The sequence below is a fragment of the Lysobacter sp. A378 genome, from assembly GCF_054052125.1.
The window spans coordinates 465220-479277 of sequence record NZ_JBSVRK010000001.1 but is presented as its reverse complement, the minus strand read 5'-3'; the positions used below and the strand labels follow the sequence as shown (position 1 = coordinate 479277).

General features: G+C 64.4%; 13 protein-coding genes. 4 read left to right on the top strand and 9 right to left on the bottom strand.

What is annotated here, in order from left to right; genetic code table 11:
* Positions 1–32: 32 nt before the first annotated feature.
* Positions 33–2492, bottom strand: coding sequence for a TonB-dependent receptor (locus ACW7G1_RS02060; protein WP_456978110.1), 2460 nt, complete (start codon positions 2490–2492; stop codon positions 33–35).
* Between the two features lie 460 nt (positions 2493–2952).
* Between ACW7G1_RS02060 and ACW7G1_RS02055 the strand changes: the two genes are divergently transcribed.
* The 4 genes from ACW7G1_RS02055 to ACW7G1_RS02040 all read left to right on the top strand — a co-directional run bounded on the left by ACW7G1_RS02055 (position 2953) and on the right by ACW7G1_RS02040 (position 6258).
* Positions 2953–4134 (top strand): class I SAM-dependent methyltransferase, encoded by a 1182-nt coding sequence (locus ACW7G1_RS02055; RefSeq protein WP_456978108.1) that lies wholly within the window; start codon positions 2953–2955, stop codon positions 4132–4134.
* Entirely contained in the window at positions 4131–4496 is a 366-nt protein-coding gene (locus ACW7G1_RS02050; protein ID WP_456978107.1) for a hypothetical protein, read from the top strand. The genes ACW7G1_RS02055 and ACW7G1_RS02050 overlap by 4 nt, the downstream gene beginning before the upstream one ends.
* Before the next feature lie 52 nt (positions 4497–4548).
* Positions 4549–5061, top strand: a complete 513-nt coding sequence (locus tag ACW7G1_RS02045) for a hypothetical protein (protein WP_456978106.1) — start codon at positions 4549–4551, stop codon at positions 5059–5061.
* An 84-nt stretch (positions 5062–5145) separates the two neighbouring features.
* Positions 5146–6258, top strand: a complete 1113-nt coding sequence (locus ACW7G1_RS02040; RefSeq protein ID WP_456978105.1) for a nitrilase-related carbon-nitrogen hydrolase — start codon at positions 5146–5148, stop codon at positions 6256–6258.
* 91 nt (positions 6259–6349) lie between these two features.
* On the opposite strand, the gene ACW7G1_RS02035 is transcribed toward ACW7G1_RS02040, so the two are convergent.
* The 8 genes from ACW7G1_RS02035 to ACW7G1_RS02000 form a co-directional block, all read right to left on the bottom strand.
* Complete coding sequence (locus ACW7G1_RS02035) at positions 6350–7486, bottom strand: CaiB/BaiF CoA transferase family protein (protein WP_456978104.1); 1137 nt, start codon at positions 7484–7486, stop codon at positions 6350–6352.
* 263 nt (positions 7487–7749) lie between these two features.
* A complete protein-coding gene (locus ACW7G1_RS02030) occupies positions 7750–8937 on the bottom strand; it encodes a CaiB/BaiF CoA transferase family protein (RefSeq protein ID WP_456978102.1) in 1188 nt (395 codons plus the stop codon).
* Between the two features lie 15 nt (positions 8938–8952).
* On the bottom strand, positions 8953–10137 hold the full coding sequence (locus tag ACW7G1_RS02025; RefSeq protein ID WP_456978101.1) for an acyl-CoA dehydrogenase family protein: 1185 nt from the start codon (positions 10135–10137) through the stop codon (positions 8953–8955).
* Positions 10138–10147: 10 nt separating this feature from the next.
* Entirely contained in the window at positions 10148–10666 is a 519-nt protein-coding gene (locus tag ACW7G1_RS02020; protein WP_456978100.1) for a MaoC family dehydratase, read from the bottom strand.
* A 109-nt stretch (positions 10667–10775) separates the two neighbouring features.
* The gene (locus ACW7G1_RS02015) at positions 10776–11639 is read right to left on the bottom strand and encodes an HpcH/HpaI aldolase/citrate lyase family protein (protein WP_456978099.1); all 864 of its coding nucleotides are present in this window, start codon (positions 11637–11639) and stop codon (positions 10776–10778) included.
* Positions 11636–12502 (bottom strand): polysaccharide deacetylase family protein, encoded by an 867-nt coding sequence (locus ACW7G1_RS02010; protein ID WP_456978098.1) that lies wholly within the window; start codon positions 12500–12502, stop codon positions 11636–11638. Before ACW7G1_RS02010 ends, ACW7G1_RS02015 begins: the two co-directional genes overlap by 4 nt.
* A 248-nt stretch (positions 12503–12750) precedes the next feature.
* Entirely contained in the window at positions 12751–13620 is an 870-nt protein-coding gene (locus tag ACW7G1_RS02005; RefSeq protein ID WP_456978097.1) for an SDR family NAD(P)-dependent oxidoreductase, read from the bottom strand.
* A 7-nt stretch (positions 13621–13627) separates the two neighbouring features.
* On the bottom strand, positions 13628–14017 hold the full coding sequence (locus ACW7G1_RS02000; protein ID WP_456978096.1) for a hypothetical protein: 390 nt from the start codon (positions 14015–14017) through the stop codon (positions 13628–13630).
* Positions 14018–14058 lie beyond the last annotated feature (41 nt).

Here is a 14058-nt window from a genome sequence, read left to right as displayed (position 1 = left end):
GGCCCTTTATGAAGTCCCGCCTGATCATCCGGTCAGAACCGATAGCTCACTTCCACGCCATACATGCGTGGCAGCGACGGGGTGATACCGAAGTCGACCGCGTGGTTGAAACCGGTTCCCGTCAATGGCGCCACGTTCGGTGTGTACCAGATCACCTCCTGGTCGATAGTCCGCTGGACGTCTTCCGGCGCGCGGTCGTTGAAGGCATTGGTCACGTAGGCGGCGACCTGCAGCTTCTCGCTCAGGTCCAGGGCAAAGCGCATGTTGGTGCGCACCGACGGCGCGATGCTGGCCAGGTTGTCCACCTGCACGTAGCGGCGGCCCTCGTAGGTACTGTCGATGTTGGCGGTCCAGCCCCAGCCATTGGCCAGCGCACCTTCGTACAGGAAGCCGAGCGTTGCCTTGTGCTTGGGCACGCGCGGCAACTGGTTGCCGGCGGCGTTGGCGGCAGGATCGTCCAGCGTCGGCGCCGGGCTGTCACTGAACAGGTCGGCCTGGTTCTGGCTGATGAAGTTGATGATCTCGGCGTCGGTATAGGAGTAGTTGAACGAGGCCAGCCAACCGGGGGCGAACGCCCACTGGCCTTCCAGCTCCAGCCCGCGGATGCGGGATTCCCCGATGTTGGTGGTGAAGCTGGTGGCGAGCATGCTGTCATTGAGGCGCGGCACCACCTGGGTTTCGGTCAACTGCTGGTTGGTCCACTCAATCCAGTAGACGTTCGCGTTCAGGCGCAGGGTATTGTCGAGCCAGTCGCTTTTCAGACCCAGCTCGTAGTTCCAGGCCTCTTCCTCGTCGAAGGTTTCCAGCCCGCGGGCGATCAGGGTGTCGCGACCCGCTTCGGCCAGGTCGGCGCGCTGCACGTCGACGTTGAACCCGCCTGGTTTGGTGCCCTTGGACACCAGACCGTAGACGTTGACGTTGTCTGCTGCCTGGTAGCCCAGCGTGGCGCGTGGGGTGAAGCTCTCGAAGGTCTCGCTCAATGCATAGGGCCGGGAGTACACGATGTCGACCGGGGTGTAGCTCGGCGGCGGATAGCCGGTGAGCACGCGGGTGTCCACGCCGCCCTGGCTGATCTCGTCCGACGCATACCGGCCTTCCAGCGACGCGGTCCAGCGCTCGTCGATGCGCCAGTTGAGCATGCCGTAGACGGCCTTGTTGATCGTCTCGTCGCTGGGGTTGGTAGAGACCGGGGATACCGACACCGGGCCTCCGATGGTGAATCCGGTCAGGTCGCCCAACCAGCCCGGCCGGCCCTGCTGGGCGTAGTAGTACACGCCGAACAGGCCCGACACCGGCAGGCTCTCGTCGCTGCTGAGGCGGAAGTCCTGGGACCAGTCGGAGTTGCGGGTGTTGGTGAAGCTCTCGAATGCACCGCCGTAGCCACGGTCCGCGCTGTAGTCCTGGTCGAAGCCTTCGTAGATATCGGACTCGTTGTAGGCGCTGGTGGAGGTGAATTTCCACCCGTTGTCGAAGTGGTAATCGGCGACCAGGCCGGTGCGCAGCAGGTCGCCCTTGCGGCCGGCGAAGTACCCGGCGGCCTGCAGCTCCGGCGTGTTGATCCCGTAGCTGTCCGGCGCCGGCATGTCGCCGCAGTAGTAGCCGCGGCGGCGGCTTTCCAGGACCGGGTAGACCCCGAACATCAGGTCGCCGCTGAACTCGGGAAGGAAGCAGTTGAGGTTCTCGCTGCCGATGCGGGCGATCGCGAAATGCTGGTCACGCGTCTCCTGCTTGCTGACGCGCGCGGTGATGTCCAGCTTGTCGGTTGGCGACCAGGCGATGGCACCCATCACGCTTAGCGATTCGGTGCCGCCCAGGTCCTTGTCGCCGGACACCTCGTTGAAATAGATACCGTCGTTGCCGCGCTTGTTGACGCTGATATCATAGCCGAAAGTGCCGTCGTCGTTGCCGCCCGAATAGAACAGGCCCATCTTCTCCTGGCCGTGGTTTCCGGCGCCCAGGGTGACCTTGCCGCCGCGCACGGTGCCGGGCCGGGCGGTGATGAAGTTGACCGCACCGGAGAAGGTCCGGCGGCCGAAGGCGGCGGACTGCGGCCCGCGGATCACCTCCACGCGCTGGATGTTCTCCAGCCCGTAGCTGGAGATATCGCCCTCGACGTAGACGCCGTCGATGAAGAACGACGCGTTGGGCTCACCCTGGATGTTCGACATGCCACGGATCACCGGGCGGTCGAACCCGCGCCCGTAGCCGGAGCGGAAGGAAAAACTGGGGGTCAGTGCGGCGATGTCGGTGACGTCGTCCAGGCCTTTCTTCTCGATGGTGTCGCTGGAGATCGCGGTGATTGGCAGCGGCATTTTCTGCAACGGCTCGGCGATTCCCCGGGCGGTGACGGTCACCGACTCCAGGGTCATCGGAGCATCCTGCTCCTCTGCCGCGGGGACGGCGACATCCTGCGCCGACGCGTAGGAAGTGGCCATCATCAGCAACACCGAGGCGATGCAGGAGCTGAGCAGATGCGTGGTGGGTCTAATCATCGGAATACCTTGTGGTGTCGGGGCCGTGTCATACGGCGAAAGTAGTGGCGTGCCTGCGTTGGGGGAGGCTTGCTTTACTCGCCGACCCGGGAATCCGGGCCGCCGTCCTTCGTTTGGTGCAGTTGCCGGGCGCCACCTTCGGCACTTCCCAGGTCAAGCCCGCGCACCCCAATCTGGGCTGGCCAGCAGCGAACACATTTTCGAAGCATCGGATCACCTGCTGATTGTTTCCCGGGGTGTCGAACATCTCGTTCCCGCCATGCATTGCTTGACCCTCACAGCTGGATGACATATAGCTATATCATTAGTTCATGATTGTCCAGTCATTTGCATCGTATCCCATATCCGGCGGAGCTTTGCGAATCGGAATAGTCGTCCTGGCCCCGGAGTTTTCCGGCGGTTCTGATGCCGATTGATCGGCTACCGTTGAACCCTCACGTGATCGTGGAGAGCAGCACAGATGAGCCAACAACCGCCCCCGAGCTGGCACCACGTCGGCCGCCACGCGGTATTCCCGCAGGCCGGCCACGACGACACCGCCCGCTTTGACTTCCTGGCCAACATGAACGGCTATCTCGCCACCCGGCTGAGCCCGAAAGTGCGGGTCGCCTACGACAAACGGGTCAAGCCAGCTTTCGAGAAAAGCCACGACCGCCCACCCGCCACCCGGCATGAAGTGCGCAAGGCGATGTCGAGCGACAGCACCTACCAGACCTGGAGCGCGCTGCGCCGCAACACCATGGAGATGCGTCAGCAGGCCGGCCGTGGCCTGGTGTTGCGCCAACTCCGCCCGCTGGTCGAGAAGGCACGCGAACTCAACCAGGGCTCGGTCAACCTGCAACTGGACCCGACCGTCAAAGTGCCCCGCTACGCCAGCGCGGTGGACATCCACTGCATGCCCGGCGGTTATCACACCGAGGTGGTCGCCGACGACATCTCGGCCGGCGCGAACTACGACGCCGGCATCTTCGCCACCACCGGCGGCATGCTCGGGCGATACAACGACGGCGGCGGCCAGGCATTGGCGCAATGGCTGAAGGAAGAACACCCGGACTTCAAGCCGCGTCGGATCCTCGACCTGGGATGCACCGTCGGCCACAACGTCGTGCCGTTGGCGCAGGCGTTTCCCGAGGCCGAGGTGATCGCCGTCGACGTGGCCGCGCCGATGCTGCGTTACGCCCACGCCCGCGCACGCTCGATGGGCGTGGACAACCTCGTATTCCGCCAGGCCGACGCCGAATCGCTGGACTACCCGGACGGCCACTTCGACCTGATCAGCACCGCCATGTTCTTCCACGAGAGCTCGGCCAAGGCGATGCCGCGCAAGCTGCGCGAGATCCACCGCCTGCTTGCCGACGGCGGCCTCACCGCCAACCTCGAGCAGCCGCAGTACCACGGCATGGATCCCTACGAGCAGTTCGTCCGCGACTGGGACACCTACAACAACAACGAGCCGTTCTGGGGCGTCATGCACGAATACGACCTGCGCGCGATGATGGCTGCCGCCGGCTTCGATGACAGCCGTTATCTCGAGACCAGCGTGCGCGGCGTGGTCGACCACAGCATCTTTCCGGAAGCCGCCAGCGACGGCGAGGACTACGGGCGCGCCGCGTTGTGGACGATGTTCGGAGCGTGGAAATGAGCGACATCGACGCCATCGACCCGATCGCCCTGGCCGGCTCCCGCGCCAGGGGCAAACGGCCGTACTTCTTCAAGGATCCCGACGTGGAGCGTGTGCTGTCGATCGCGATGGTGATCGCGATGGAGCACGCGGTGACCCATCAGCGGCTGGACGCGCTGGAGCGGCTGATAGAAGCCAAGGGCCTGCTGACCCGCGCGGAGATCGACGCCTTCGTCCCCGACGCGAAGGCCGAGGATGAGCGCGGCACATGGATGCAGGAATATATCGCCCGGGTACTGCGGATCGTGCAGCAGGAGACCGAGGCGCTGGAAAGCGGTGCTATGGACGTGCCGATGGAAGAAGTAATGGACGAGCTCCGCTAGAGGCGGCACCGACTGGCGCCTTCAATACACCACGCTCAAAGGAAAGCACCCCATGCCCGACATGCAACGTCACATGCCCTCCCTCGCACGCCACGAAGGCGTCTGGGACGGTGTTTACCGCTACTACGACGCCGAAGGCAACAAGTACGACGAGCACCGCTCGCGCCTGATCTGCCGTTTCACCGGCGATGAAAAGATCCCCTACCACCAGACCAACCAGTACAGCTGGGCCGACGGCAAGACCGAGGTCCGCGATTTCCCGACCCGCTACCAGTTCGGCCGCATCATCTTTGACAACGAGCTGATCTACGGCTGGTGCGCGGAACTGCCCGAGGACGACCACCACCGCAGCCTGATGCTGTATTGGGAGCGCGTGAGCGATCCGGGCGTGTGGCTGTACGAGATGATCCAGCTCTCCGACTGCGGCCGCTACCGCAACCGCGTTTGGCACTGGTTCCGCGATGGAAAGCTGTTCCAGCGCACCCTGATCGACGAGGAATTCGTCACCCGGGACTGGCGCAAGATTACCGGCCACTCTTTCGCCGGCGAGGCCGTGGACGCCTGACCGATACGTAGCGGCACCACCCTGTCCTTGGCACCACGACGATGGCGTGGTGCCCCTGAGTAGAGATCAAACATGACACCTGGAATGATCAAGTTGAAATCCCTGGCCCCTGCGCCTTTGAAACTGCTGGCGCTGGCCCTTCTCTTTTCCACCGCGGGTACGCATGCCGCAACGCTGGTCGAAAAAGATGGCAGCTACGCTCAAGTGCCATTGGAAAAAGACAAGGTTGTGATCAAGGTTGTGCAGAACCTGACGCGCAACCTGCAGGACTTCCCCACTGTAAGTGAAGGCCTTGCAAACAACCTGGAGCAGATGACGGCTCTGACGCAGCGGGCTTGTACCGTGGGCAAGAAACCGGATTTCATCCTGTTCAATGAATTTCCGTTGACCGGTTATTCAGATGGGATACGGGAAGAGAAACTCAAATTCACCATCAAGATCCCGGGCCCGGAAACCGCCGCATTGGGCAAGCTCGCCAAGGAATGCGACACCTACATCATCTTCGGCAGTTACGCCCGGGACGATGCGTGGCCGGGTCATGTCCTGAGCTTGAATACGGTGATTGGCCGCGACGGCGAGGTGGCGGAAAAGTTCTGGAAAACACGCAACGTCAAGAACTTCATGCCGGACATAGAGATCCCCACCACCACCATTGAGAACGTCTACGACAGGTATGTCGCGATGTACGGTGAAGAAGCACTGTTTCCGGTGCTGCGGACGGAATACGGCAACATTGCCGTGAGCACGGTACAGCGGGACACGATGGTGTACTCGGCTTTTGCCATGCGTGGGGTCGAGATCATGTTTCGGACATCCACTCTGTTCTCCAAGCTGGATGTCATGGCCACCGCGGATTTCAACAACTTCTATTCCGCCATGTCGAACATCACTTTCCCGGCAGACAGCGAATGGGCAAAACACGGTGGTGGCTCTGTCATCGTGAGCCCGGGTGGCGAGGTACTGGCTGAAGATCCGAGCAATGATGAAGCAATCATTGAAGCTGAGATTGATATCGCCGCGCTGCGCAAAGGCCGCAGAATTCCTCACTATCCGATGGATGTGACGCGGCCGGTACTCGAGCAGTACCAGCAGGCATACCCGCTGAACCATCTGGACGTGCCGGTTGATCAACTGCCTGACGACGGCCCGGCAATGAAAGTCCTCCTGGACAAGGTAAGTCGCTGGAAGGCGGAATAACGGGATCCCGGTGGCCTACGTGGGGTTCCCCGACGTAGGCCACGGTTTCGCACCGCCGGAAGACCGCAAGGCGTTCAACGCCGCGACGACTTCATCGGCTGCTCCAGCGAGCGTGGAACCGCAGCTCGGCCAACACCTCGGCAGTCGATCCGCCCAGCTCGTCCAGACGCGGATCGATCCGGCCCGGCTCGTTGGCAAAGCGGATCGGGATGCCCAGGTGCTTGCCGCCGTCGGGTGCGGTCCAGATCATTTCGCGCGCCTGGGTGTGCGGGTCGTTGAAGGCTTCGGTGAGGGTTTTTACCGGGGCCCAGCAGACGTCCAGCGGCTCCAGGAATTCGCTCCACTGCGCCAGCGTGCGGGTGGCGAAAGTGTCGACGAGGAACGCCTTGACCGGGTCCTGGCCCGGTCCGGGTGGCAGGCGGCACAGCGGGGCGAGATCGGGCCGACCGAGCGCACCCAGCAGGTTGTCGGCAAACTTGTGCTCCGCGCCGCCCAGCGCCAGCCAGCGGTCGTCGCTGCAGCGGTACAGCCGGTACATCGCGTTGCCGCCCCAGCTGCGTTCGTCCTTGACCACCGGGTCGCGATCCTCGGCAAACGGCGGACCGAGCACGTTCGGCAGCCAGGCCATCAGCGCGTCCTGCATCGACAGGTCGATGCAGTCGCCTTCGTCGGTCTTCTCGCGCCGGTACAACGCCATCAGGATGCCGCTCAGTGCCATCAACGAGCCGGCCATGTCGGCCACCGGCATGTGCGGCGAGGCGGGCTGGCCATCCGGGCCGAGGTTGAGGCTGACCACGCCGCTGTCGGCCTGCATCGCCAGGTCATGCGCCGGGCGGGCGACCTTCGGGCCGGTCTGGCCGTAGGCGCTGATCGAGCAATAGACGATGCGCGGATTGAGGGCACGGCAGCGCTCGTAGTCGATGCCCAGCCGCATGGCGACGCCGGGACGGAACGCCTCGACCACGACGTCGGCGCGTTCGACCAGCTTCGCGAATGCCTGTTGGCCGGCCTCGCTTTTGAGGTCGAGCACGATGCAGCGCTTGCCGCGATGGGTGTTTCGGAACCAGGTCGATGCGCCAGCCTGTTTCAGCCCCACTTCGCGCACCGGTTCGCCACTGGGTGGCTCGACCTTGATCACGTCCGCGCCGTGGTCGGCCATCATCATGGTCAGATGCGGGCCGGGCAGGAACAGCGACAGGTCGAGCACGCGCACGCCTTCGAGTTTCATCTTTCGACTCCGGTGGAAACGGTAGATCACGCGGCTCGGGGGGCTCCGGGAAACTTGGATTTTCCCCGTCATTCCCGCGAAAGCGGGAACCCAGCGTGGTTGCTTTTCAATTACTTGAAGTCGCTGGATCTTACGATCCCCGGCCCGCGCGCATAGCGCTTGGGCGTTCGATCGGACGCGAGCCAGTGGCTCGCAAACGTCCGACCTCACCCCCGCTTTCGCGGGGACGACGGCAATTATTCAGACCTTCCCTTGCGGGCCCGTCAAACCACGCCTTGCGCTGCCAGCCGCGCACGCTGGTCGGCGCTGTAGCCCAACTCGGTCAGCAGCTCGGACGCGTCGGCGCCCAGCGGCGGGCAGGCGGCGCCTTCCAGCCTCTGGCCGTTCAACTTGATCGGACTGCGGAGCATGCGTTGCGCGCCCTGCGGGTGATCGACGGACTGCAGCATGCCGATGCGTTCGACGTAGGGATTGTCCAACGCCTGGGCGATGTCGAGCACCGGCGCGATCGGAATCTGGCCGGAAAAACGCCCGGTCCAGTACGCGGTGTCGTGCTGCATCAGCGCCTCGTCAACCAGCGGGGTCAGTGCCTCGCGGTGCTCGCGCCGCGCCGGGAAATCGGCAAAACGCGGATCGGTGCCCAGTTGCGGACGCTCGATGCCGGCGATGAAGGTCTGCCAGAACTTCTCCAGCATGCACATCACCATCACCCAGCCGTCGGCGGTCCGGTACACCTGGCACGGCACCGTGCTGGGGTGGGCGGAGCGTTCCAATCGGGTCGTCTCGTGTCCTTCGTTGAGGTACCAGGTGGCCGGGTAGCTGAGCTGGTGCAGGGCGACATCGAACAGACTGACATCGACATCGCGACCTTCACCGGTGCGCATCGCGCCGACCAGCGCGGCCAGCAGACCCATCGCCATCGTGGTGCCGGTCATGAAGTCGACCATCGACAGGCCGAACCGCGATGGCGGCTGGCCGGGCTCGCCGGTCAGCGCCATGAAGCCGGCCTCGGCCTGCATCAGGTAGTCGTAACCCGGCCACGCAGCGCGCTCGTTGTCGCGCCCGTAGGCCGACAGGTGCGCGCAGACGATCTTTGGATTGAGCTTGCCCAGGGTGGCGTAGTCCAGCCCCAGCTTGGCCGGCTGGTCGCCACGCAGGTTGTTGAGCACGGCGTCGGCGGTGCCGACCAGCTTCCCGAACACTTCGCGGCCTTCAGCGCTTTTCAGGTCCAGCCGCAACGAACGCTTGTTGAGGTTGAAGGTCTGGAAAAACTGGCTGTCACCGTCGCCGAGGAAGTAAGGCCCGGTCGCCCGCGACACGTCGCCACCCGGCGGCGACTCGATCTTGATCACTTCCGCGCCCAGATCGGCCAGGTGCATCGAACCATACGGTCCGGCGCCGTACTGCTCCACGGCGAGGATGCGAACGCCCTTCAGGGGAAGCTCACTCATGCTGCTGACTCCGGACTAGATGGCGTTGCGTGCGACAAGCTGTTTGGAAATGATGATCTTCTGCATCTCGTTGGTGCCCTCGCCGATGCACATCAACATCGCATCGCGGTGGAAGCGCTCGATCTCGTACTCGGTGGAGTAGCTGTAGCCGCCGAAGATGCGCATGCCTTCCTGCGCGCAGTACGCGCCGGTCTCGGTGGCGAACAGCTTCGCCATGCCGGCTTCCATGTCGCAGCGCTGGCCGCTGTCGTAGGCACGCGCGGCGCTTTGGATCAACAGCTTGGAGGCTTCCACGCGCGTGGCCATCTCGCCCAGCTTGAGCTGGATCGCCTGGTGCTCGCAGATTGGCTTGCCAAAGGTCTTCCGTTCCTGGGCGTAACGCAGCGACAGGCGCAGTGCGCCCTCGGCGATGCCGGCACCGCGCGCGGCAATATTGATGCGGCCCAGCTCCAGCCCGCCGACGGTCTGCTTGAAGCCCTGACCTTCCTCGCCACCGAGCAGGCGATCGACCGGCACCTTGTAGTCCTCGAACACCAGCTCGCAGGTGTCGATGGCGCGGTAGCCGGACTTCTTCATCTTGTTGGCGACGATGAAGCCATCGCCCTTCTCGGCGATCAGCATGCTCATGCCGCGATGGCGCGGCTGCGCGTCCGGGTCGGTCTTGACCAGCAGCAGGATCATGTCGCCGTGCAGCGAGTTGGTGATCCAGGTCTTCGCGCCGTTGACGACGTAATGGTCGCCGTCGCGCTTGGCGACGGTGCGGATCGCCTGCAGATCGGTACCGGCGTTGGGCTCGGTCAGACCGAGGCCGCCGCGCAGCTCACCGGTCGCCATCAGCGGCAGGTAGTGGCGCTTCTGCGCCTCTGTGCCGCAACGCTCGATCGCCGAGGCCATGATCAAGTGCGAGTTGAAGATGCCGGTCGGCGCCATCCACACCGAGGCGATGCGGGTGACGATCTTGGCGTAGATGCCCGCGGGCAGGCCAAGGCCGCCGTACTCCTGGGAGATGGTCGCGCCGAACAGGCCGAGCTCCTTCATCTCTTCCACCAGCTGGTGCGGGTACTTGTCCTCCTGGTCGTATTCCATCGCGATCGGGGCGACGGACTTCTCCACCCAGGTATCGATGGTGTCGAGCAGGGTGCGCTCATCCTCGGCGCTCCACTCGGGCACATCGGCGACGGTATTGGCTTCTGCATTCATGGCATCGCGCTCAGTAGTTGACCTTGTCTTCGACCGAATGGCCTTCGCGCGCGATCAACATGGTGCGGTTGAAAGTGCACACCAGAACGCCGTCCTGGTTCAGCCCGTCGGTCTTGCAGGTGACGATGCCGGCGCCGGGCCGCGACTTGGACTCGCGTTTCTCCAGCACGGTCGATTCGGCGTACAGGGTGTCGCCGACGAACAGCGGGTGGGTCAGCTTGATCTCCGACCAGCCCAGGTTGGCCACCGCCTTCTGGCTGACGTCGGTGACACTCATGCCGACCATCAAGGCGACGGTGAACGGCGAGCAGACGATGATCTTTCCGAACTCCGACGCCTTCGCATACTCCTTGTCGAAGTGCATCGGATGGGTGTTCATCGTCAGCAGCGTGAACCAGGTGTTGTCGGTCTCGGTGATCGTGCGACCCGGACGGTGCTCGTAGGTATCACCGATCCGGAACTCCTCGAAGAAGCGTCCGAAGGTTTCGCGGTAGCGGTTTTCACCGACTTTCTTGGCTGTCTGGACCATGGGGGTGTTCCTTGTTTTTGGAATTGTTGAAGTGGTGATGACGGCATGCCGGTCGGCGGCGCTCGTCCATGAAGGTGGAGCGCGGTGATGCCCCGGGCGCAATAACGGGTCAGCCCGGGCGCGCGCCGTGCACACCCAGCGCGATTGCACGCTCGGCGGCGATCTCGATCGGGCGATCGACCAGCTTACCGTCGAGCTGGATCGCCTCGCCGCGGTTGGCCTGCAGGGCGGCCACCACGCGCCTGGCACGTTCCAGTTCAGCGACGGTCGGCAGGTAGCGCTGCTGGATCGGGTCTACCTGGGCGGGGTGGATCGCGGCCTTGGCGGTGAAGCCCAGCGCGATCACGCGATCGGTCTCGGCCACCAGCGCGGGCTCGTCCTTGATGTCCAGGAACGGCACGTCGATGCAGCCGATGCCGGCCTCGGCGGCGATCACCGCGAGCTGCACGCGGGGGTGGAAGAAGCTCTCCCAGCTCGCGCGGCCGCGCAGGGCGACGATGAAATCAAAGCCGCCGAACATCAGTGACTGCAGGCGCGGCGTGGCGGCGGCGATCTCGCGTGCATCCAGCAGCCCGCGCGGGGTTTCGATCTGCGCGATCAACGCGGTGGCGCGACCGGCCAGCGCGGCATCGGCCTGCAGCAGTTCGGCGGCGCTTTCGACCTTGGGCAACATCACGAACGCCGGCGTGAGGCCCGAGGCCTGCAGCGCGCCCAGATCCTTCTGCCCCAGTTCGGTGGATAGCGGATTCAGGCGCAGGCCGATTTCGCTGTACGACGCCGGGACATCAGCAAGGAACGCAAACGCCGAGGCACGCGCTCTGTCCTTGTCGCCCGGTGCGACCGCGTCCTCCAGATCGATACAGACCTGATCGGCACCGGTGGCAATCGCCTTGGCATAGCGCTCCGGGCGCGAACCAGGAACGAACATCAGGCAACGGCGCGGATTGGCGGCCAGGGTCGCGACCTCGCTCATTTCGCGGCGACCTCGCTGACAAAATGCTCGGCGATACCGCGCCGGGTCGCGTACCAGACGCCCTGTTTCTCGCCGACGTACTTGAAGAATTTCTGCAACGCGCCGATCCGTCCCGGTCGGCCGATGATCCGCAGGTGCAGGCCCAGCGACATCATCCGCGGCGCATCACCGCCCTCTTCGTACAGGGTGTCGAAGCTGTCGATCGCGTAGTCCAGCCAGTGCTTGGGCAGGTAGGACGGCGCCAGCCACATCTTCATGTCGTTGGTGTCCAACTGGTAGGGCACGATCACCATCGGCGTGTCGGAGCCGTCCACCGGCGCCCAGAACGGCGCGTCGGCCGAGTAGTCGTCCATGTGGTATAGGAAGCCTTCCTCCTGCAGCAGCCGGCGGGTATCGGCGGTGTGCAGGTAGCGCGACAGCCAGCCGACCGGACGGGTGCCGGTGGTCTTCTCGATGCTGTCGGCGGCCTTGCGGATGAACTCGCGCTCGGCGGCCTCGTCGAGACGGAACTGGTGGATCCAGCGCCAGCCGTGCGAGCAGGTCTCGTGGCGACTGCCATGCAGGTAAGCAGCGATCTCCGGCGCGCGCTCCAGCGACAACGCGGCGGCGGTGTAGGTCGCGGTGACGTCGTACTTGTCCAGCAGCGCGGCGATGCGCGCATGGCCCTCTTTCACGCCATAGCGATAGTTGGACTCGTTGCCGTAGTTGCGGACCGGCTTGGTCAGCGAGACCGACAGCTCGTCCACCGGCTCGGTGATCTTGTCGCCTTCACCAACGTTGTACTCCGAGCCTTCCTCGACGTTGACCACCACCGACAGCGCCAGTCGCGCATCGTTGGGCCAGGCATAAGTTGTTTGGGACATCGAACCCTCCGGTTCTCACGTTGCGTGCTCTTGTGTTGCTTGTTCCAGGGAAGCCCTGGTCAACTCGTCTTTGCTCGTCACTCCCGCGCCCGACTGGACTTCCTGCGGTCGCAGGCGGGAGCCCATGAACGTTGCCAATCAACGGGCTGAAGTCCATGGATCCCCGCTTTCGCGGGGATGACGGGAGTTGTCCAAACCTTCCCTGACGTTACGTGCCGCGCAGGCGTGCGCGGCCTGAAACAAATGGGTCAGTGGGTCTCTTCACCGCCGGAGACGTTCATCGCCTCGCCGGTGACGTAGGCGCCGTCGTCGGAGCACAGGAACGCGCAGGCCGCCGCGGTATCGCCCGGCAGCCCTGGACGCCCCAGCGGGATGCGCGCGCGCATCTGGGCCAGGTACTCATCGACACTTTGGCCGCGCAGCTTGGCGAAGTACTCGTTCTGCCACGCGCCCAGGCCGGTGGTGACGTGGTTGGGGCAGATCGCGTTGGCGGTGATGCCGTGCTCGCCCAGTTCGATCGCGCTGACCCGGGTCAGCCCGACCACGCCGTGCTTGGATGCGCAGTACGCGCCGGCATGCGGAACGCCGGACTTGGCGGCCTGTGAGGCAATGTTGACGATCCGGCCGCCGCGGCCCTTGGCGATCATCGCGCGCGCCGCGTGCTTGGTGCACAGGAAAGTACCGCGCAGGTTGACCCCGAGTACCGCGTCCCATTCGTCCGCCTCGACATCGACCAGCGACTTCATCAGGTAGCCGATGCCCGCGTTGTTGACCAGGATATCGATGCCGCCGAAACGCTCGACGGTCCTGGCGATTACCGCCTCGACCTGGCTCTCCTCCAGCACGTCCAGCGCCATCGCGACGCAATCGCCGCCGGCCTCCCGGATCGCCGCCGCGGTGTGCGCCATCTCTTCGTCGGTGCCGATCGCATCGACCGGCATCTGCTCGCCGCGGCCCTTGCCGATATCGGTGATCACCACCGTGCAACCCTCCGCGGCGAGGCGTCGGGCGATGCCCTCGCCGAGGCCGCCGGCACGGCCGGCACCGGTGATCAGGGCGACCTTGCCCTTGAGTTCGCTGTAGCGCGGTGGCGCCAACGGGGAGGATTCAACGGTCATGACGGCCTCAGATCGATTCGGTGAGGATGAACATCGGGTTGTCGGCAAACTGCTGGAACTGCGCCGCGCCCGCCTGCACCGCCGGCGCGGACAGATCGGCGGCGAACGCCGCCATGTCGGGTACCCGCATGATCTCAATGTATTCGTACGGCGGCTTGCCGTCGCCGATCAGCAGGCCCTTGGCCCGCAACGTCTCGAAGCTCGCCACCGACGCCAAGGCATTTACCGTTGGGAGGTCGTGCTCGCGCGCCCACTGCTCGAAGTCTGCGGCGCTGGCGCCCGGCTTGAGGTTGAAAAGAACGATCACGGTATTCATGGCTTCCTCCAAGGCAATCGACTGTGGCACACTTTGTCCGGACAAAGTGTAGGCATGCCCTCCGTCGGCGGTCAACGCCAATCGACATTCGTCCCACCGGGCATCCCTGTTCCCCATGAACC